We start from the raw sequence: 21,126 nt of genomic DNA on the forward strand, positions 1-21,126 counted from the left end.
CGATTTACGGCCTTGTAGTAGAAGCAGAATTAACAAACCACTGCTGGATATTACCCATCGCGGAGTGCGAGGTATCCAGAATCGGCTGCGGGAAGAAGCCCAGCAGCACCAGCAGTACGACCAGCAGCAGGATGATGAACAGCTCGCGCAGCGACATCCCCGGCAGTTCTTTGGCAGCGATCTCACTCTTCGCTTTACCGAAGTAAGCGCGGTGCAGCATCGCCAGCGAGTAAACGGAGGCGAACACCAGACCGAAGGTGGAGATGACGGTGATCGTCGGTACCACCTTGAAGCTGCCGAACAGGATCATAAATTCGCCAACGAAGTTACCGGTCCCCGGCATCCCCAGCGTGGCAACCGCGAAGAACATCGACATCGCTGGCAGCCACTTAATTTTGCTCCACAGACCACCCATCTGACGCATGTCACGGGTGTGCAGACGTTCGTACAGCTGACCACACAGGATGAAGAGACCGGCTGCGGAGAGACCGTGGGCAATCATCTGGATCACCGCGCCCTGGTAGGCCAGCTGGCTGCCGGTGTAGATAGCAATCAGCACGAAGCCCATGTGGGAAACGGAGGTGTAGGCAATCAGACGCTTGATGTCGTACTGCGTGAAGGCCATCCAGGCACCGTAGAAGATACCGATCACACCGAGCCACATGGCAATCGGCGCAAACTCTGCGGAGGCATTCGGGAACAGCGGCAGCGCGAAACGCAGCAGACCGTAGGCCGCGGTTTTCAGCAGGATACCCGCCAGGTCAACGGAACCCGCCGTTGGTGCCTGGGAGTGCGCATCTGGCAGCCAGCCGTGCAGCGGCACCACCGGCATCTTCACCGCAAACGCAATGAAGAAGCCCAGCATCAGCAGGTATTCTACGCCGTGGGACATTGGGGTCTTCAGCAGGTCCTGATAGTTGAAGGTCCAGACGCCGGTCGCGTTGTAGTGCACGAAGACCAGCGCCAGGATGGCAATCAACATCACCAGACCACTCGCCTGGGTATAGATGAAGAACTTGGTGGCCGCCGTGATACGCGTTTTACCGTCGGATGCCTTATGGCCCCACAGCGCGATCAGGAAGTACATCGGCACCAGCATCATCTCCCAGAAGAAGAAGAAGAGGAACATGTCGATGGCAAGGAACACGCCGATCACGCCGCCCAGGATCCACATCAGGTTCAGGTGGAAGAAGCCCTGGTATTTTTCGATTTCTCGCCAGGAGCAAAGCACCGCCAGAACGCCGAGCAGACCGGTCAGCACCACCATCAGCAGCGACAGACCATCAATCGCCAGATGGATGGTGATACCGAAACGCGGGATCCACGGCAGAATAAATTCAGACTGCCACTGCGGAATGCCCGCAGACTGGGTCAGTGAATAGCCGCCCTGCAACCAGAGTTGCAGACCGAGCGCGAGCGTCAATCCCATGGTGATCAGCGCAATCCAGCGCGGCATCTTCACGCCAAAGCGTTCGGTCTGCCAGCACAGGAACCCACCGATAAAGGGAATTAATATTAGCCAGGGTAGTAACATGGCGATTTGCATTCCTTTTTAAGGCCCCCAGAAGGGGCCTGATTTTCAACGAATTCGAATAAAATTCACTTAACGATCAACGCAATACCATCAGCAGCGCCAGCACCACAACCGCGCCGATGCTCATGGACGCTACATACCAGCGCAGATACCCGTTCTCGCTGAACAGCAGGCCTTTACCTGCCAGGCGGGAAAGGATGGCCGGGATGTTCATTACCGCGTTCAGCGGATCGCGTTTGATAAGCCACGCAATGCCGAGGAACGGTTTCACGAAGATCATGTCGTACAGCCAGTCGAAGCCCCACGCGTTATACCACCAGGTGCCCAGCAGACGGCCCGGCGCACTGTTGGCAACCGAGGTGACCAGGGTACGTTTGCCCAGCCACAGCCATGCCGCAATCAGGATACCCGTGATAGCGACCACACCGGAGGTGATTTCAAGCGTCAGAACGCGACCGTGCTCAAGCTCGGTGGTGTCTGGCAGTACGCCCTGCAGCGGTGGCACAATCATCGCGCCAACGAAGGTGGAGAGTACCAGCAGCACAATCAGCGGCAGGTGGTGGGTAATCCCCTTCCCTGCGTGAGCGTGAATTTGTTCTTTACCGTGGAAGACGATGAAAATCATACGGAAGGTATACAGGGAGGTCATAAACGCACCGACCAGACCCGCAACCATCAGATTGATATGCCCGTTCGCCATGGCCCCCGCCAGGATTTCGTCCTTACTGAAGAAGCCCGCGGTGATCAGCGGCAGTGCCGCCAGCGCCGCGCCGCCCACCAGGAAGCAGACGTAAACCAACGGGATGGACTTACGCAGTCCGCCCATTTTGAAGATGTTCTGCTCGTGGTGGCAGGCCAGGATCACCGAACCGGACGAGAGGAACAGCAGCGCTTTGAAGAACGCGTGCGTCATCAGGTGGAAAATAGCCGCGTCCCACGCCTGTACGCCCAGCGCCAGGAACATGTAACCGATCTGGCTCATGGTGGAGTAAGCGAGAACGCGTTTGATGTCGGTCTGGACCAGCGCGGCAAAGCCTGCCAGCACCAGCGTCACCGCACCGACGATACCCACCAGATGCAGAATTTCCGGAGTCATCAGGAACAGGCCATGGGTACGCGCAATCAGGTAAACACCGGCGGTCACCATGGTGGCGGCGTGGATCAGCGCGGAGACAGGGGTTGGACCCGCCATCGCGTCGGCAAGCCAGGTCTGCAACGGCAGCTGTGCAGATTTACCCACAGCGCCACCCAGCAGCATCAGGGTTGCCCACCACAGCATATTGTTGCCGGCTTCGAAGTGCGCCGGTGCCAGTTCCACCATCTCGCGGAAGTTCAGCGTGCCCAGCTCGTTGTAGAGAATGAACAGCGCGAAGGCGAGGAAGACGTCACCCACACGGGTCACAACGAACGCTTTCATGGCCGCTGCGCCATTCTTCGGATCGGTGTAGTAGAACCCGATCAGCAGGTAAGAGCAGAGACCCACCCCTTCCCAGCCGAGGTACATCAGCAGCAGGTTATCCGCCAGCACCAGTACCACCATGCTGGCGATAAACAGGTTGGTGTAGGCGAAGAAGCGGGAGTAACCCTCTTCACCGCGCATATACCAGGAGGCGAACATATGGATCAGGAAGCCGACACCGGTGACCACGGAGAGCATGGTCAGAGAGAGGCCATCCAGCACCAGATTAAAACCGATGTTGAAATCACCCACCGACATCCAGGTCCAGAGTGGAACGCTGGAAGCCTGACGTCCGTTATTAAAGAAGTCGATCCCCGCATACGCTGTGACCAGTGCGGCCAGGCCCACAGAGCCCATGCCGATGGTCGCAGAGAGATTCTCAGACCAGCGGCCGCGTGAGAACGACAGCAGCAGGAAGCCAATCAGCGGAAAAATAATGGTTAAGGCAAGCATGTTCATCCACGCAACTCACTTACTGAATCGATGTTCAGGTTCTGGCGGCGACGATGGAGCTGCAGCAACAGCGCCAGGCCAATACTCGCTTCCGCAGCCGCGAGGCTGATAGCGAGAATGTACATCACCTGACCATCGGTCTGGCCCCAGTAGCTACCGGCAACCACAAAGGCCAGCGCGGAAGCGTTGATCATGATCTCCAGGCCAATCAGCATAAACAGCAGATTGCGGCGGATAACCAGACCGGTTAAGCCCAGCACGAATAAAATCGCGGCGAGGATCAGTCCGTGTTGTAAAGGGATCATGCGTGATCCTCCGTTTTTCTTTTCGCGCTGTCGTCCTTACGGTTGCTCAGCACTTCACCCATGCGCTCTTCGCGACCCACGTGGAAAGCAACGACCAGGCCTGCCAGCAGCAGCATCGAGGCCAGTTCCACCGCCAGTACGTATGGCCCAAACAGGGTGACACCCACCGCTTTGGCGCTGATTGGCGTGCCGTCGATACCCTGGTCGTTCACACCCAGAATGGCGTAAACGATCACCGCCAGCATGATGGCCGACAGAATTGCCGGGCCAATCCACACCTGCGGTTGCAGCCACTGACGTTCCTGCTCGATCTCAGAGCCGCCCAGGTTCAGCATCATCACCACGAAGACGAACAGAACCATGATGGCCCCGGCGTAAACGATGATTTCAAGCGCACCGGCAAAGTGTGCGCCCAGCGCAAAGAACACCCCGGAAATAGCCAGCAGCGAAATGATTAAATAGAGCAGCGCATGCACCGGGTTGGTGTGCGTAATCACTCGCAGCGTAGCCAGGATGGCGATCAGGCCACAGATATAAAAAGCGAATTCCATTGCCCCTCTCCTTACGGTAACAGGCTCTTGACGTCGATAGGCTTGGCTTCGTTCTCTGCTTCGCCCTTATCTTTGCCGTCGATTGCCATACCCGCCATCCGGTAGAAGTTATATTCCGGGTATTTGCCCGGACCGGAAATCAGCAGATCCTCTTTCTCGTACACCAGATCCTGACGTTTGAATTCACCCAGTTCGAAATCGGGGGTCAACTGAATCGCCGTGGTCGGGCACGCTTCTTCACACAGGCCGCAGAAGATGCAGCGTGAGAAGTTAATGCGGAAGAACTCAGGGTACCAGCGACCGTCCACCGTCTCTGCTTTCTGCAGAGAGATACAGCCTACCGGACAGGCTACCGCACACAGGTTACAGGCAACGCAGCGCTCCGAACCGTCCGGATCGCGCGTCAGCACGATACGGCCACGGTAGCGCGGCGGCAGATATACCGGTTCTTCCGGATACATCCGGGTTTCGCGTTTAGAAAACGCGTGCAGGCCGATCATCCAGATACTGCGTACCTGGGTGCCGAAACCTACCAATAATTCTTTTAAGGTCATGATCTCAAAGCCCCTTATGGCTGCTGCCAAAGAATGACAGCCGCCGTTACCAACAAGTTGACGAGCGTCAGCGGCAGGCACACTTTCCAGCCGAAGGACATTACCTGGTCATAACGCGGACGTGGTAATGCAGCGCGAATCAAAATGAACATCATCATGAAGAACGCGGTTTTCAGCGCGAACCAGATGAACGGCGGTAAGAACGGGCCATGCCAGCCACCAAAGAACAGCGTGACCATCAATGCGGAAATGGTGACGATACCGATGTACTCGCCCACGAAGAACAGACCGAACTTCATACCGGAATATTCAATGTGGTAACCGTCAGCCAGTTCCTGCTCGGCTTCTGGCTGGTCAAACGGGTGGCGGTGACACACTGCCACACCGGCGATAGCAAAGGTAACAAAACCAAAGAACTGCGGGATAACGTTCCAGATGTCGGCCTGGTTGTTGACGATGTCGGTCATGTTGAATGAACCGGCCTGCGCCACCACGCCCATCAGGGAGAGACCCAGGAACACTTCGTAGCTGAGCGTCTGCGCAGACGCACGCATCGCACCCAGCAGGGAGTATTTGTTGTTACTGGACCAGCCTGCAAACAGTACCGCGTAAACCGCGAGACCTGCCATCATCAGGAGGAACAGAATGCCGATGTTCAAATCAGCGACCACCCAGGTCGGGCTGACCGGAACGATAGCAAACGCCAGCAGCAGCGAGGTAAAGGCGATCATCGGTGCCAGAGTAAAGATCACGCGATCCGAGAAGCGCGGGATCCAGTCCTCTTTGAAGAACATCTTGATCATGTCCGCGACCAGCTGGAGTGAACCACCCCAGCCCACGCGGTTCGGTCCGTAACGGTTCTGGAACAGACCGAGCAGACGACGTTCACCAAAGCTCATGAACGCACCGCAGGTGACCACCACCAGCAGGATAACAACCGCTTTCAGGATGCTCAGCAGGATATCGATAAGATCCGGCGTTAACCAACTCATGCTTTTGCCTCCTGCAGGTTATCAAGACGCGCGCCGGCCAGCACCGGGGCGATGCCAGGCATACCCATCGGCAGACCCACCTGCCCTGCTGTCAGACCTTCAGAGATAATCAGCGGCAGGCTGATTGTCTGGCCTTCATAGCTAAAGCTGATGTTCGCGCCCGCGTTGACGCCAAGCTTCGCGGCGTCTGCCGGGTTGAGCTTGATGTAAGGCTGCGGCATGCGGGTCTGGAAGACCGGGGAACGCTGTGACAGCTCGTCGCTACCAAACAGATGGTAGTACGGCGCAATACGCCAGTTACCCTCTTCTGCCTGGAAGCGTGCCGGAACGGTGGAGAAGAACGCCAGACCGGTTTCGCTGGCTTCAATCAGGCGTACGCCCGGATCGCCGTGGCGCAGAGAACCACCCACTTCAGCCTGGAACTTGTTCCATGCCTGCGGGGAGTTCCAGCCTGGCGCCCATGCGAATGGGATCTGCGAACGTGGCGCAGACGGCTGGTTGTTCCCTTCCATCGAGAAGGCGAACATGGTGTCTTTATCCTGCGGCTGACGCGGTTCGTGTACGCTGATATTGGCGCGCATTGCAGTACGGCCACTGTAGCGATGCGGTTCACGCGCCAGTTTCTGGCCGCGAATACGGAAGCTCGCTTCCGGCGCCGCATCTTTGATGCCTGCCAGCTGCGGCAGCTTTTCAATAACGGCGTCGATCACGTGGTCGAGCTGCGTCCAGTCCACCTCACGGCTCAGCACGGTGCTGTGCAGGGAGTGCAGCCAGCGCCAGCTTTCCAGCATCAGGGTGGTATTGTCGTAGTAGGCCGGGTCATAAACCTGGAAGAAGCGCTGGGCGCGGCCTTCGTTGTTAATCACCGTCCCGTCGCTTTCCGCGAAGCTTGCCGCAGAGAGCACCAGGTGCGCTTTGTCCATAATGGCGGTGCGCTGATGGTCGATAACCATCACCAGCGGCGCCTTAGAGAGCGCAGCATCTACGCGTGCGGCAGAAGCATGGCGGTGAAGATCGTTTTCAAGTACGACAACGGCATCCGCAGAGCCAGATTCCAGTTCACTCAGCGCCTCTTCCAGAGAGCCGCCGCCGATCATACCCAGACCAATGCTGTTTACCGCACGGGCAATCATGGTTACGCCAACGTCGGCGCCACGGCCTTTCAGCGCTTTGGCCACGTTCGCTGCCGCTTCAATGATCTCGCTGCTGCCGGCGTTGGTACCGGAGATAATCAGGGGTTTCTTCGCACCGGCCAGCGCCTGCACGATAACGTCAACTTTGTTCTGCAGATCGCGATCCAGCTCAACGGCCGGGGCACTGCTGTCCAGGCCGTTAGCAATAGCAAAGCCGAGACGGGCCTGATCTTCCACCGGCGCGCGGTAGGTCCAGGCGGCGATGTCGTCGAGACGGGTGTCATCAACGTTGGTCACGAACAGCGGATGCTTCGCGCGCTGACCGATGTTGAGGATAGCCGCGATCTGCCAGTCAGCCACTTTCTGTGCCGCTGCCATTTCACGCGCTTTCCCTTTCACCGCCTGACGAACCGCCAGGGCTGCGCGAGCGCCGGTCTGGGTCAAATCTTCGCCCAATACCAGTACCGCATCATAGGATTCGATTTCGCGCAGCGCCGGGGTATGGATACCGCCTTCGCGCAGCACTTTCAGCACCAGCTGCAGACGTTCCTGCTCGCCCTGGGCGATACCGGTGTAGAAGTTATCCGCACCCACCAGCTCGCGCAGCGCGAAGTTGCTTTCGATGCTGGCGCGCGGGGAGCCGATACCGATCACTTTCTTCGACTGGCGCAGAATATCCGCCGCGCCCTGCATCGCCTGTTCAGCGTTCAGGGTGATGAAGTCATCGCCACGGCGCTGAACCGGACGACGCGGACGGTCTTTCAGGTTCACATAGCCATAGCCGAAACGACCGCGGTCGCAGAGGAAGTAGTGGTTAACAGTACCGTTGTAACGGTTTTCGATACGACGCAGTTCGCCGTAACGTTCACCCGGGCTGGTGTTACAGCCCAGCGAACACTGCTGGCAGATGCTTGGCGCAAACTGCATGTCCCACTTACGGTTGTAACGCTCGGAGTGAGTTTTATCGGTGAAGACGCCGGTCGGGCAGATCTCTACCAGGTTACCGGAGAATTCGCTCTCAAGCGTACCGTCTTCCGGACGACCGAAGTAGACGTTGTCATGCGCGCCATAGACGCCCAGATCCTGACCATCCGCGTAGTCTTTGTAGTAACGCACGCAGCGGTAGCAGGCGATGCAGCGGTTCATTTCGTGAGAGATGAACGGCCCCAGATCCTGGTTACGGTGGGTACGCTTGGTGAAACGGTAACGACGGAAGCTGTGCCCGGTCATCACGGTCATATCCTGAAGGTGGCAGTTACCGCCCTCTTCACAGACCGGACAGTCGTGCGGGTGGTTGGTCATCAACCACTCCACCACGCTTTCGCGGAACTCTTTGGCTTCCGCATCGTCGATAGAAATAAAGGTACCTTCGGCGGCTGGCGTCATACAGGACATTACCAGGCGACCACGCGTGTCTTCCGCGTTTTGATATTGCTTCACCGCACACTGGCGGCAAGCACCGACGCTCCCCAGCGCCGGATGCCAGCAAAAATACGGAATATCAAGGCCGAGAGACAGACAAGCTTCCAGCAGGTTGTCCGCCCCGTTGACCTCATATTCTTTGCCGTCTACATGAATCGTAGCCATTAGCATGCTTCCAGTTGTCTCGGTCGAAACCGAGCGTTAATCAAAATTCTGTTTTTACCAGCGCGCTTTCAGCAGGTTCGGCTGAATCCCATTGATTGAATGGGTATTGCTGAACGGCTGCTTGATGCCTGCTTCGAATTCGTCGCGGAAATACTTAATCGCGCTCTGCAGCGGCTCAACCGCACCTGGCGCATGCGCACAGAAGGTTTTACCTGGGCCCAGGAATCGACACAGTTGCTCAAGTGTCTCGATATCGCCAGGCTGGCCTTCGCCACGCTCAATAGCACGCAGGATCTTCACGCTCCACGGCAGACCGTCGCGGCACGGCGTACACCAGCCGCAGGACTCGCGGGCAAAGAACTCTTCCAGGTTACGCACCAGCGACACCATGCCAATCTCGTGGTCGACGGCCATCGCCAGCGCCGTACCCAGACGGCTGCCTGCTTTACCAATGCTTTCGAATTCCATCGGCAGGTCAAGGTGCGCTTCGGTCAGGAAGTCTGTCCCTGCCCCACCCGGCTGCCAGGCTTTGAATTTCAGGCCATCACGCATACCGCCGGCGTAGTCTTCAAGAATTTCACGGGCGGTGGTGCCGAACGGCAGTTCCCAGACGCCAGGGTTTTTCACGCGGCCGGAGAAGCCCATCAGCTTGGTACCGGCATCTTTACTTGAGGAGATGCCCTGATACCACTCCACGCCGTTGGCGAGGATAGCCGGAACGTTACACAGGGTTTCGACGTTGTTCACGCAGGTCGGTTTACCCCATACGCCTGAGCTCGCCGGGAATGGCGGCTTGGAGCGCGGGTTGGCGCGACGCCCTTCCAGAGAGTTAATCAGCGCGGTCTCTTCCCCGCAGATATAACGCCCTGCCCCGGTGTGCACGAACAGCTCGAAATCAAACCCGGTGCCGAGAATGTTTTTGCCAAGCAGGCCCGCTTCGGTCGCCTCGGCAATCGCGCGACGCAGGTTCTCTGCCGCTTCGATGTACTCGCCGCGCAGGAAGATGTAGCCGCGATAGGCTTTCAGGGCGAAGGCGGAGATCAGCATGCCTTCCACCAGCAGGTGCGGCAGCTGCTCCATCAGCAGGCGGTCTTTATAGGTGCCCGGCTCCATCTCATCGGCATTACACAGCAGGTAACGGATGTTCATGGATTCGTCTTTTGGCATCAGGCTCCACTTCAGACCGGTGGAAAAGCCTGCGCCACCGCGCCCTTTCAGGCCAGCGTCTTTAACCGCGTTAACGATCTCATCCGGCGCCATGCCGGAGAGGGCTTTACGCGCCCCGGCATAGCCGTTTTTGCTCTGGTACTCTTCGAGCCATACCGGCTGTTTGTCATCACGCAGACGCCAGGTCAGCGGATGCGTCTCAGCAGTACGAATTACAGTTTTCATTTGTACTGCTCCAGCAGGTCAGGAATGGCTTCCGGCGTCAGATAACTGTGAGTGTCCTCATCAATCATCATGGTCGGCCCCTTGTCGCAGTTACCCAGGCAGCAGGTTGGCAGCAGGGTAAAACGACCGTCAAAGGTGGTCTGGCCCGGCTTGATATTGAGCTTCTTCTCAATCGCAGCCTGAATGCCCTGATAACCAGTGATATGGCATACCACGCTGTCGCAGTAGCGGATCACGTGACGGCCTACCGGCTGACGGAAGATCTGGCTGTAGAACGTAGCCACGCCTTCGACGTCACTCGCCGGAATACCCAGCACTTTTGCAATCTCATAGATCGCGCCATCCGGCACCCAACCACGCTGTTTCTGTACGATTTTCAGCGCTTCAATGGACGCCGCACGCGGGTCTTCGTAGTGGTGCATCTCGTGCTCAATGGCGGCACGCTCTGCTTCACTCAGCTCAAAAGCCTCGGTTTGTGGTTGTTGATTCTCGTGCATAATTAGCGGTCCACATCTGACATAACAAAATCGATACTACCCAGATACACAATCAGGTCAGAGACCAGACTGCCGCGAATGGCTGACGGGATCTGCTGCAGGTGCGGGAAGCTTGGCGTACGTACACGGGTACGGTAGCTCATGGTGCTGCCGTCGCTGGTCAGGTAGTAACTGTTGATACCCTTGGTCGCTTCAATCATCTGGAAGGATTCTTGCGCCGGCATAACCGGACCCCAGGAAACCTGCAGGAAGTGCGTGATCAGGGTTTCGATATGCTGCAGCGTGCGCTCTTTCGGTGGCGGCGTGGTCAGCGGGTGATCCGCCTTGAACGGGCCTTCCGGCATGTTGTTGAGGCACTGCTCAAGGATGCGCAGGCTCTGGCGCAGCTCTTCCACTTTCAGCATCACGCGGGTGTAGCAGTCGGAAACACCGCCGCCCAGCGGCACTTCAAAGTCGAAGTTTTCATAGCCAGAGTAAGGACGCGCTTTACGCACGTCGAAATCGATACCGGTGGCGCGCAGGCCAGCACCGGTGGTGCCCCACTCCAGCGCCTCTTTCGCGCCATAGGCAGCAACGCCCTGGGAACGGCCCTTCAGGATGGAGTTACGCAGCGCGGCTTTCTCGTAAGAGGCCAGACGCTTCGGCATCCAGTCGAGGAATTCACGCAGCAGACGATCCCAGCCGCGCGGCAGGTCATGCGCGACGCCGCCAATACGGAACCAGGCCGGGTGCATACGGAAACCGGTGATCGCTTCCACCAGATCGTAAATCTTTTGACGGTCGGTAAAGGCGAAGAAGACCGGGGTCATCGCGCCGACGTCCTGAATGAAGGTGGAGATGTAGAGCAGGTGGCTGTTGATACGGAACAGTTCAGAGAGCATAACGCGAATCACGTTAACGCGATCCGGCACGGTGATGCCTGCCAGTTTCTCAACGGCCAGCACGTACGGCATTTCGTTTACGCAGCCGCCGAGGTACTCGATACGGTCGGTGTACGGAATGTAGCTGTGCCAGGATTGACGCTCACCCATCTTCTCGGCACCACGGTGGTGGTAGCCGATGTCTGGCACGCAGTCGACGATCTCTTCACCATCAAGCTGCAGAATAATACGGAACGCACCGTGCGCGGAGGGGTGGTTTGGACCGAGGTTGAGGAACATGAAGTCCTCGTTGTCGGTGCTGCGCTTCATGCCCCAGTCTTCCGGCTTGAAGGTCAGCGCTTCCATCTCCAGATCCTGCTTGGCTTTGGTCAGCTCAAACGGGTCGAATTCGGTGGCGCGCGCCGGGTAGTCTTTACGTAGCGGGTGGCCGGTCCAGGTCTGCGGCATCATAATGCGCGTCAGATGCGGGTGGCCATCGAAGGTCATGCCAAACATTTCCCAGGTTTCACGCTCATACCAGTTAGCGTTCGGGAAGAGTTTGGTGATCGTCGGCAGATGCATGTCGTTTTCAGACAATGCCACCTTGAGCATGATATCCGTGTTGCGGTCTATTGAGATCAGGTGGTAGAAAACGGAAAAATCCGCCGCGGGTAAACCCTGGCGGTGAGTACGCAGACGTTCGTCCATGCCGTGTAAGTCAAACAGCATGACGTAAGGTTTAGGCAGTTTCTTGAGGAAATCAACCACTTCCAGTAACTGCTCACGCTTCACCCAAACAACGGGTACCCCGGTGCGGGTGGCCTGAACAGTAAAGGCATCCGGCCCAAAACGGTTGCGCAGTTCGCCGATGACCGGGTCATCCAGATGATCCCGTGTTTGCCAGGCGGCGTCTTGCGCGGTTAAGTCGGTCATAGTGTTCACCATTGCAAAAGGTCCGTGGTGACTGTTGGGCGTGGCTTCGCGCTATTTGAATAGTGATATGCGAAGGTTATCTCCATGCCCACAGGCGCAAATTAAATTTCGTCTGGTGTCCGCAGATTGGTCACTGCGATACGTTCACCGCGTTTACGCTCGCGCTCAGACTGCATGTTAGCGCGGTACACGCCCTGGTCACCCACAACCCAGGAGAGCGGGCGGCGTTCTTTGCCAATCGACTCCTGCAACAGCATCAGCGCCTGCATGTAGGCTTCCGGACGCGGTGGGCAGCCCGGGATATAAACGTCAACCGGGATAAACTTATCTACGCCTTGTACGACGGAATAGATGTCGTACATGCCGCCAGAGTTGGCACAAGCGCCCATGGAGATAACCCATTTTGGCTCGAGCATCTGGTCGTACAGACGCTGAATGACCGGTGCCATTTTGGTAAAGCAGGTGCCCGCTACCACCATCAGGTCAGCCTGACGCGGAGATGCACGCAGTACTTCCGCACCAAAACGCGCAACGTCATGCACCGCAGTGAATGACGTCACCATTTCAACGTAGCAGCAAGAAAGGCCAAAGTTGTATGGCCAGATGGAGTTCTTACGACCCCAGTTGACCATATCGTGCATGGCATGCTCGAGCTTGCCCATGTACACGCTTTTGTTGACTTCTTGCTCCAGGGGGTCGGTTACGATCTCCTGCTTTTGCAGGGGGTAACGGTCATTCTCACCGTTAGGATCTATGCGGGTGAGCGTATAATCCATCTTATTGCCTCGCTGTTACTGCTGACGATTAGGGATACTGTTTTCCGGGTTGATACGTTCACGGCGTGAACGTGCAGGTGTCCAGTCCAGCGCGCCAATACGCACCAGATAAACCAGACCGGCCAGTAACACTAAAATGAAAATTGCGGCCTCGACAAAGCCTACCCAGCCACTCTCACGAATGGAGGTCGACCATGCGAACAGGTAAAGCGCTTCCACGTCGAAAATGACGAAGAACATGGCTACCAGATAGAACTTGGCAGACAGGCGTAAACGCGCGGTACCTACCGAATCGATACCCGATTCGAATGGCGTGTTTTTGTGCCTTGCGCGGGCGCGACCGCCCAGGAACCAGCCGCCGACTAGCATCAGGCAGCACAGGCTAATGGCAACGATAAGAAAGATTGCGAATGCCCAGTGATGAGCGATGACTTCTGTGGATGTTGACATACTCATTGCTTACTCATCAAAAGTGATACCTGAAACACTGCTCTTTCTGGCAGATGGGCATCACATCGATTCATGGGGAGGAACAAATAACCGTACACTAACTGTCGAAAATGAGACATAGACAGCAAAATGATGTGGTTTTTTACTCCTTTCTATAACCTTTTGTCAACTTTAACAAAAGTTTCTTCACATTAAATTACATTGATCGAACTTCATTAACATTTAATGCCCTTTACCCTCATTAAGTGTGAGGCGCGTACCTGCGTGGGGGTGTTGAATCGTGTCCGTAATGAACTAATACAAAGATTACCCGCCTATTTTGACAGGATTTGCCGTCGATTCCTCCCCCCAAAGAGGAGTATTTTCTTGATCTGTGACACGCTTTTGTTAATTCAATCAAAAAAACAGCAACATCTTTGCTGCTTTTTTAACATGCCCATTGACATTAGAAAGAACAAGTATAGCGGGGTTTTGGAGAAAGGCAGGATATCTATCAGATTGATAAAACACAAAATTAGCAATGACTTAAATCAAATCCCTGGAATCTCATGCAAAAAAAGAACCACTGTGCGCAGAGGCAGCAGCAGTGGTTCGTTATCGTCTGGACGAATTGTTATCAGATTATTAGGGACCCTTTTACTCGAAATCACTTTCAATGATTACCGAGTCATCCCCTCCTTGTTGAGTCACTGTATTGTACTGCCAGGGGTTATGGTAATCATCCATGGTGCTAAAGATGGTCTGCGCAAGCTCGTTGTTACTGGCCGGATTATGGCACAACAGATATTCCGTATCCGGCAGCGCGGGCAATCCGTCCGCTTTGCCTAACACACGCAAATCGGGGCTCATCATCTCCACCGGGCGTGCCGTTACGCCGAGCCCCGCTTTTACCGCGGCGCGGATCGCAGGCAGCGTGGAGGCGACATAGGCCATTCGCCATGGGACATTGGCAGCATTGAGCGTAGCCAGCACAACGTCGCGGAACGGGCTGGGATCGTCCAGCAGGACTAACGGCACCGGCTCGCCGCGCTGCAGCGTGAACTCGGCGGCGCAGTACCAGTGTGTCGGCGAGGTGCGCAGCGTCAGACATTCGAACTGGCTGGTACGATGGGTGGTCACCACCAGATCGACCTCCTGCTCCTGCAACATATCAACCATAAAGGCGTTGCGTTTCACTCTGACATCAAGAGCAAGTTTCGGGTAAACCGAACTGATGCGATTGAGCAGGAACGGCAGAATGGTGTCGGCCGACTCGTCAGAGGCGCCTAATGTTAAGACACCCTGCAGGTTGCTAAACATTAATGATGAACATGCTTCATCATTGAAGCGCAGGATTTTTCTGGCGTAACCCAGGAGCTGAATACCATGCTCCGTTAACAGCTTATTGCGGCCATGACGGGCAAAAAGCTCTTTACCGACCAGTTGTTCCAGTCGTTGCATTTGTTGGCTTACTGCGGACTGGGTACGGCAAACTGCCGCCGCAGCAGCAGCAAAGGTGTTCAGATCGGCGACCGCCACAAAGGTTCTCAGCAGATCGAGGTCGAGATTCAGTATCGGACGATTTGCATTAATCATATCTTTTCACTTACAGGTTGCTCGTACGGAGCTGCCCCGGGTTTAAGCTGTGTGCGTAAAAGTAATACAGTTCCTTCTGAACGAAATCCGCTGACGTCCCGGTCTGGCAGGGGCCTGCATAATGTAATTGTGCTGGTTATATCAGTGGTCAGAAACAACTTATCTGACGTTATTTTTATTCTCAAAATCGTTCGAGATATATAGGTATTTGCCGGATGATGTAAATTCGATTAAAGAAGATGCATATCCAACGTTAACTTTATCGCAGTACAGGTTGAGCGGCAATGGTATCGCTTAACTTCTCAAGGCAGAGATAATTCCAGCAATTACAATAAACTATTAAAGGTCCAGGCATCAAGGCCTGCTGTGACCTGTTATCTTTCATCGCTAAACCCGGCATACATCTTACCCTAAAACCTTTTTCTTTATAAGCCTTATTGCAAATCCTTTGATTTAACCTGAATGGTAACTAGCTAAACTAATTTTATTAATATTAACGAAAGTTGCGATTTCGTCTTTATTTAGAAATAAACAATAATTGAAACCGGACTTAATGATTAATAATACTTAACATTAATTTCACATGAGCAACGTTAATATAAAAAGGCAGGAAAGCGAATACCAGTGAGTTTCATTCAGCTTTTACGAAAAATCACTACAGGAAACTGTAGCACCACCAGCGCAAGCCGCTCAATTCACCCCTTTTTTACAGTGTAAAATCCATATTAAAACACCCACAACAGGACAAAACACCAACAAAAACCAAAAATACATACGTTAAAGTGATTAACCCATTAAAAAAGAGTTAAAAGATTCAGGGCAAAGCGGCAGCAATGCACAAAATCTTCTTCTGCCAACGCTTCAAAATCGGGCGTTCGAGGAGTACATTGTTTCGTGCTGACTTCCACGGCAGGACGTCGCAATAACAGTGAAAAGGTCAAAGATTCATGTCACCCATCGAAAAATCCAGCAAGTTAGATAACGTTTGTTATGACATTCGTGGCCCGGTTCTTAAAGAGGCAAAGCGTCTCGAAGAAGAAGGTAATAAAGTACTTAAGCTCAATATCGGCAACCCGGCGCCATTTGGTTTTGATGCACCGGATGAAATTCTGGTTGATGTGATTCGCAACCTGCCGACGGCGCAAGGCTACAGCGACTCCAAAGGTCTCTACTCTGCGCGAAAAGCGATCATGCAGCACTATCAGGCGCAGGGTATGCGCGATGTGACTGTAGAAGATATCTACATTGGTAACGGTGTTTCCGAGCTGATTGTCCAGGCGATGCAGGCCCTGCTGAACAGCGGAGACGAAATGCTGGTTCCCGCTCCGGACTACCCGCTCTGGACTGCGGCCGTGTCCCTCTCCAGCGGTAAAGCGGTGCACTACCTGTGTGACGAATCGGCTGACTGGTTCCCGGACCTGGATGATATTCGCGCCAAAATTACGCCGCGCACCCGCGGGATCGTCATCATCAACCCGAACAACCCCACCGGCGCCGTCTATTCCAAAGAGCTGCTGCTGGAGATCGTCGAGCTGGCCCGCCAGCATAATCTGATCATCTTCGCGGATGAGATCTACGACAAAATTCTGTATGACGCCGCGCAGCACCACTCTATTGCCGCGCTGGCGCCGGATCTGTTGACCGTCACCTTTAACGGCCTGTCAAAGACCTATCGTGTTGCGGGCTTCCGCCAGGGCTGGATGGTGCTGAACGGGCCGAAGAAACACGCCAGAGGCTATATCGAAGGCCTTGAGATGCTGGCCTCCATGCGTCTGTGCGCCAACGTTCCGGCCCAGCATGCGATCCAGACCGCACTGGGTGGCTATCAGAGCATCAGCGAATTTATCGTGCCAGGCGGGCGACTGTATGAGCAGCGGCAGCGCGCGTGGGAGCTGATCAACGATATTCCGGGCGTCTCCTGCGTGAAGCCAAACGGCGCCCTCTATATGTTCCCGAAAATCGACATCAAACGCTTCAACATCTTTGACGATCAGAAGATGGTGCTCGACTTCCTGCTGCAGGAAAAAGTGTTGCTGGTACAGGGAACGGCATTTAACTGGCCGTGGCCGGACCATGTTCGCATCGTAACGCTGCCGCGTGAAGATGAGCTGGAGATGGCCATCAGCCGGTTCGGACGCTTCCTCTCCGGATACCATCAGTAAACGATAATCGGGCTGCCACAGGCAGCCCGATTTGCATCTCACCGCCCCTCCCCTCACAATGAAACCTGTCGCTGTGCAGATTTAAGGTAACTTATGAGTCAGAGTCATTTCTTCGCCCATCTTTCCCGACTGAAACTGATCAACCGCTGGCCGCTGATGCGCAATGTGCGCACCGAGAACGTTTCCGAACACAGCCTGCAGGTAGCGATGGTCGCCCACGCGCTGGCCGCCATCAAAAACCGTAAGTTCAATGGTCAGCTAAACGCCGAACGTATCGCGCTGCTGGCTATGTACCACGATGCTTCAGAAGTGCTGACGGGCGATCTGCCCACGCCGGTAAAATACTTCAACTCGCAAATCGCCCAGGAGTACAAGGCGATTGAAAAAATCGCCCAGCAGAAGCTGGTCGACATGGTGCCGGACGAGCTTCGCGATATTTTTGCCCCGTTAATAGACGAGCAGAGCTATAGCGAAGAGGAGCACTTCATTGTGAAGCAGGCCGATGCGCTGTGCGCCTACCTGAAGTGTCTGGAAGAGCTCTCTGCCGGCAATCACGAGTTTTTACTGGCGAAAACGCGTCTGGAGAAGACGCTCGAAGCGCGCCGTAGCGAGGAGATGGACTACTTCATGGAGGTGTTTGTCCCGAGCTTCCAGCTCTCGCTGGATGAGATTAGCCAAGATTCGCCGTTGTGAGTTATGCCCGGCGGCGCTTCGCTTGCCGGGCCTACGGTTTCCAGGCAGCAAGCTTAGCGCCGCCGGGCAAAACTGTCAGAACGGGAACAACATCGGGATCATCACTACGCACACCACCATCACCAGGATCGTGAAGGGCACGCCAAGCTTAACGAAATCGCTAAAGCTGTATCTTCCCGGCCCCAGCACCAGGGTGTTAACCGGTGACGACACCGGCGTCATAAATGCTGCGGAAGCGGCCATCGCCACCATCATGGCGAACGGATAAGGTGAAACTCCCATCGATTTCGCCATCGCCAGCGCAATGGGCGCCATCAATACAGCGGTTGCGGTATTGGAGATAAACAGTCCGATCGTGGCGCACATAACAAACAGGCACATCAGCATCATGTATGGGCCATAGCCGCCGCCGAGCTCCATCAGACCTTTCACCACTAAATCGACACCGCCAGTTTTTTGCAGCGCCAGCGCAAAGGGCATCATGCCGACGATCAAAATGATGCTCGGCCAGTGAATCGCTTTGTAAGCGCTTTCAGCGTCAATACAGCGGAATTTCCCCATCAGCAGACAGGCAATGATCGCCGCCACCGGATTGGGGATTTCGTCGGTCAGCATCAGAGCGACCATCAGCACCAGACAAAAAATGGCGTGCGGTGCCTGGCTATGGGCTGGGGATGCATCGCTGACCTCGACAGGCAGGTTGAGCACCACAAAGTCTCGCCCTCTCTGCCCCAGCTGGGTAATCAGCTTCCAGTTACCCACCACCAGGAAGATATCCCCCAGTTGAAGGGGCTCATCCACCACCGAGCCGTTCATCGCCTCGCCGTCGCGCTTTAACCCCACGACGTTCAGACCGTACCGGGTACGAAAGCCGATTTCGCGAATGGTTTTGCCGAGCAGCTCCGACTCAGGGATCAGCGAGACCTCGGCCATCCCCACATCCAGCGCCTGATCGGAGAAGTACTCCCCGCGCAGGACCATCGGCTCCAGCAGCTGTTCGCTGCAAAATTCACGCAGATCGACCTCTGCCGAAGACATATCAATGAGCAACACGTCCCGGGCGCGAAACTCCGATACACCGTTTACGTTGACGATAACCCGACGAAAACGGCGCCAGCGCTCCACGCCGATGACGTTGGCCCCGTAGCGTTCGCGGAGTTTTAAATCATCCAGACGCTGCCCAATCAGCGGTGAACCGGGGCGGATCGCCAGACGGCGGGCCCGCCCGGTGAGGCGATACTCTTTGATCAGATCGCGAAACGTGCGGCGCTTCCAGCCGTCGCGGGTTTTATCCTGCTTTTCGCTTTTCAGGGCAAAGCGGGTCAACAGCATATAGACAATGCCCATCACCAGGACAACCAGCCCCAGCGGCGTCACGCTGAAGAAGCTGAAACCGTCCAGGCCTTCACGCAGCAGTTCACTGTTTACCACCAGGTTTGGCGGGGTCGCCACCAGCGTCATCATGCCGCTGATAAGGCCGGCAAAGCTCAGCGGCATCATCAGGCGCGACGGCGAAATCTGCATGCGCATGGAGACGCTCAACACCACAGGAATGAAAATAGCCACCACACCGGTGGAGCTCATAAAGGCCCCGAGTCCGGCCACGGTGAGCATCAAAAAGACCAGCATTTTGGTCTCGCTGTTGCCCGCCACGCTTACCAGCCAGGTACCCATGCTGGTTGCCACGCCGGTCCGCACCAGGCCGTCGCCGATGATAAACAGGGCGGCAATGAGAATCACGTTGGGATCGCTAAAGCCTGAAAAGGCTTCCGGTAGGGTTAAGGTGCCGCTCAGCACAAAAGCGACGATCACCAGCAGCGCCACAGCATCCATGCGGATTTTGCCGGTTGCAAAAAGAAGAATGGCGATAAGAAGCAGGCTTAACACCCAGATGAGTTCACCGTTCACAACAGATCCTTGTCAGAAAAGAGTGCGTCAGATAGTGCCATAAAAAAGCCCCAGCAATGTGGGGCTAAATCATGTGATTACATTTTCCGGGTGACTGTTACATTCCCGTCGGGCTCGCGGCTGACGGCGAGTGCCTCCAGCGTGGTAAGCACAAAATCCGCCTCATCCAGACGCGGCGAGTTAGCGGGGACATTGACGGCAATGACGTGGCTTCCGGCATTGAGTCCCGCCAGCACGCCGGCTGCGGCATCTTCTACCACCACACACGCTTCAGGCGCCAGCCCCAGCAGCTCCGCGCCCAGTAAAAAGGCATCGGGCTCCGGCTTGCCGCGCTTGACCCGCTCCGCGGTGATAAAGACTTCCGGCAGCGGCAGGCCTGCCGCTTTATGACGCGCATGAGCCACAGGAACCGAACCGGAGGTGACGATAGCCCAGGGGATCGCCGATTCATTCAGATGGGTGAGCAGCGCCTGGGCCCCCGGCAGCGCGGTAATACCGTCGGTATCGGTGGCCTCGACCTGCTCAAGCCAGCTGAACTCCGCCTGAATTTCCGCTTCACTTTTTCCCTGGAGAAAGTGCCGTAAAGAGGTTATGGCCTGTTTGCCATGGATAAAATTCAGTACGTCCTGATGGTCGATGCCATGTCTGTCGGCCCAACGGCACCAGGAGCGTTCTACAACCGGTAGCGAATCGACCAGCGTACCGTCCAGATCAAACAGAAAACCTTCACACTGCACATCTACCTCCGTCAGGCATTAATAATTTGTTGGATCTCGTTACTGCTCAGGTGGTACTGGCGAGGACAAGCGTGCCATACGCTGAGCATGCGCTGATATTTTTCCCACATCGGGGTCTGGGCATTAAAGCCATGCGTACCGGCATCGAAATGGGTATAGCGTCCTTCGACATTGACCATAAAGCGGACATAGCTCAGGTAACGGGATTCAGTGGCCGCATCAAAACCCAGGAAGGTGACACGACGTTCGTCGATGCTCTGGGCATCTTTCAGGTTGGTCCAGGAGACATGCAGGGCGTGATACATCTCCATGATGTCGATGACGATGCGGCAGGTCTCTTCTTTCAGTTCGCCAAAGTCGCGATCCAGCTCGCGCATCTGTAAACCAAAGCCACGTTCGATGATAGTCTGCAAGCGGCGATAGCGCTCTGCGTTGTCGGGATCAAGCATAGTCATCATTTTGTACTGATTGGACAAAATAAGACGTTGAGCGTGGGTCATTTCCATCTTTCGACTCCTGTTGCGCATGGCAGCTTTAAAAAAGACACGGTAACGGTGGGTTACTGTGCCTTCTTT

18 protein-coding genes are annotated in these 21,126 nt (G+C 55.5%); 2 read left to right on the forward strand and 16 right to left on the reverse strand.

Features of this window, described 5'->3' with window-relative positions; genetic code table 11:
• Positions 1-4: 4 nt before the first annotated feature.
• The 13 genes from nuoM to lrhA all read right to left on the reverse strand — a co-directional run bounded on the left by nuoM (position 5) and on the right by lrhA (position 15,051).
• Positions 5-1,534: an NADH-quinone oxidoreductase subunit M gene (nuoM, locus tag C2U54_RS20750; protein WP_103180459.1), complete on the reverse strand. Its 1,530-nt coding sequence runs from the start codon at positions 1,532-1,534 to the stop codon at positions 5-7.
• A gap of 76 nt (positions 1,535-1,610) precedes the next feature.
• Positions 1,611-3,452, reverse strand: coding sequence for an NADH-quinone oxidoreductase subunit L (gene nuoL / locus C2U54_RS20755; RefSeq protein ID WP_103180461.1), 1,842 nt, complete (start codon positions 3,450-3,452; stop codon positions 1,611-1,613).
• Positions 3,449-3,751 carry an NADH-quinone oxidoreductase subunit NuoK gene (nuoK, locus tag C2U54_RS20760; RefSeq protein ID WP_049841347.1) on the reverse strand — a complete coding sequence of 101 codons (303 nt, stop codon included), beginning with the start codon at positions 3,749-3,751 and terminating at the stop codon, positions 3,449-3,451. Before nuoK ends, nuoL begins: the two co-directional genes overlap by 4 nt.
• On the reverse strand, positions 3,748-4,302 hold the full coding sequence (gene nuoJ / locus C2U54_RS20765) for an NADH-quinone oxidoreductase subunit J (protein WP_103180463.1): 555 nt from the start codon (positions 4,300-4,302) through the stop codon (positions 3,748-3,750). Before nuoJ ends, nuoK begins: the two co-directional genes overlap by 4 nt.
• Before the next feature lie 11 nt (positions 4,303-4,313).
• Positions 4,314-4,856 carry an NADH-quinone oxidoreductase subunit NuoI gene (nuoI, locus tag C2U54_RS20770; protein ID WP_103180465.1) on the reverse strand — a complete coding sequence of 181 codons (543 nt, stop codon included), beginning with the start codon at positions 4,854-4,856 and terminating at the stop codon, positions 4,314-4,316.
• Positions 4,857-4,870: 14 nt separating this feature from the next.
• Positions 4,871-5,848 (reverse strand): NADH-quinone oxidoreductase subunit NuoH, encoded by a 978-nt coding sequence (gene nuoH, locus C2U54_RS20775; protein WP_103180466.1) that lies wholly within the window; start codon positions 5,846-5,848, stop codon positions 4,871-4,873.
• On the reverse strand, positions 5,845-8,568 hold the full coding sequence (gene nuoG, locus C2U54_RS20780) for an NADH-quinone oxidoreductase subunit NuoG (protein WP_139156354.1): 2,724 nt from the start codon (positions 8,566-8,568) through the stop codon (positions 5,845-5,847). Before nuoG ends, nuoH begins: the two co-directional genes overlap by 4 nt.
• Positions 8,569-8,622: 54 nt before the next feature.
• Complete coding sequence (nuoF, locus tag C2U54_RS20785; protein WP_103180470.1) at positions 8,623-9,960, reverse strand: NADH-quinone oxidoreductase subunit NuoF; 1,338 nt, start codon at positions 9,958-9,960, stop codon at positions 8,623-8,625.
• On the reverse strand, positions 9,957-10,457 hold the full coding sequence (nuoE, locus tag C2U54_RS20790) for an NADH-quinone oxidoreductase subunit NuoE (protein WP_014170998.1): 501 nt from the start codon (positions 10,455-10,457) through the stop codon (positions 9,957-9,959). The genes nuoF and nuoE overlap by 4 nt, the downstream gene beginning before the upstream one ends.
• A 2-nt stretch (positions 10,458-10,459) precedes the next feature.
• Positions 10,460-12,262 carry an NADH-quinone oxidoreductase subunit C/D gene (gene nuoC / locus C2U54_RS20795; protein WP_103180472.1) on the reverse strand — a complete coding sequence of 601 codons (1,803 nt, stop codon included), beginning with the start codon at positions 12,260-12,262 and terminating at the stop codon, positions 10,460-10,462.
• Positions 12,263-12,351: 89 nt separating this feature from the next.
• Positions 12,352-13,026 carry an NADH-quinone oxidoreductase subunit NuoB gene (gene nuoB / locus C2U54_RS20800; protein ID WP_003861482.1) on the reverse strand — a complete coding sequence of 225 codons (675 nt, stop codon included), beginning with the start codon at positions 13,024-13,026 and terminating at the stop codon, positions 12,352-12,354.
• Between the two features lie 15 nt (positions 13,027-13,041).
• On the reverse strand, positions 13,042-13,482 hold the full coding sequence (gene nuoA / locus C2U54_RS20805; RefSeq protein WP_103180473.1) for an NADH-quinone oxidoreductase subunit NuoA: 441 nt from the start codon (positions 13,480-13,482) through the stop codon (positions 13,042-13,044).
• A 630-nt stretch (positions 13,483-14,112) separates the two neighbouring features.
• Positions 14,113-15,051: a transcriptional regulator LrhA gene (lrhA, locus tag C2U54_RS20810; protein WP_103180474.1), complete on the reverse strand. Its 939-nt coding sequence runs from the start codon at positions 15,049-15,051 to the stop codon at positions 14,113-14,115.
• Between the two features lie 947 nt (positions 15,052-15,998).
• On the opposite strand from lrhA, the gene C2U54_RS20815 reads away from it, so the two are divergent.
• Together C2U54_RS20815 and yfbR are read left to right on the forward strand one after the other, a co-directional pair.
• A complete protein-coding gene (locus C2U54_RS20815; protein WP_103180475.1) occupies positions 15,999-17,213 on the forward strand; it encodes a pyridoxal phosphate-dependent aminotransferase in 1,215 nt (404 codons plus the stop codon).
• 93 nt (positions 17,214-17,306) lie between these two features.
• Positions 17,307-17,906, forward strand: coding sequence for a 5'-deoxynucleotidase (gene yfbR, locus C2U54_RS20820; protein ID WP_103180476.1), 600 nt, complete (start codon positions 17,307-17,309; stop codon positions 17,904-17,906).
• Positions 17,907-17,981: 75 nt separating this feature from the next.
• On the opposite strand, the gene C2U54_RS20825 is transcribed toward yfbR, so the two are convergent.
• The 3 genes from C2U54_RS20825 to C2U54_RS20835 all read right to left on the reverse strand — a co-directional run bounded on the left by C2U54_RS20825 (position 17,982) and on the right by C2U54_RS20835 (position 21,057).
• Positions 17,982-19,814, reverse strand: coding sequence for an SLC13 family permease (locus tag C2U54_RS20825; protein ID WP_103180477.1), 1,833 nt, complete (start codon positions 19,812-19,814; stop codon positions 17,982-17,984).
• Positions 19,815-19,891: 77 nt separating this feature from the next.
• A complete protein-coding gene (locus tag C2U54_RS20830; protein ID WP_103180478.1) occupies positions 19,892-20,551 on the reverse strand; it encodes a sugar phosphatase in 660 nt (219 codons plus the stop codon).
• An 11-nt stretch (positions 20,552-20,562) separates the two neighbouring features.
• The gene (locus tag C2U54_RS20835) at positions 20,563-21,057 is read right to left on the reverse strand and encodes a YfbU family protein (protein ID WP_103180480.1); all 495 of its coding nucleotides are present in this window, start codon (positions 21,055-21,057) and stop codon (positions 20,563-20,565) included.
• Between the last annotated feature and the right edge of the window lie 69 nt (positions 21,058-21,126).

The sequence above is a fragment of the Leclercia sp. LSNIH1 genome (assembly GCF_002902985.1).
Lineage (GTDB): Bacteria > Pseudomonadota > Gammaproteobacteria > Enterobacterales > Enterobacteriaceae > Enterobacter.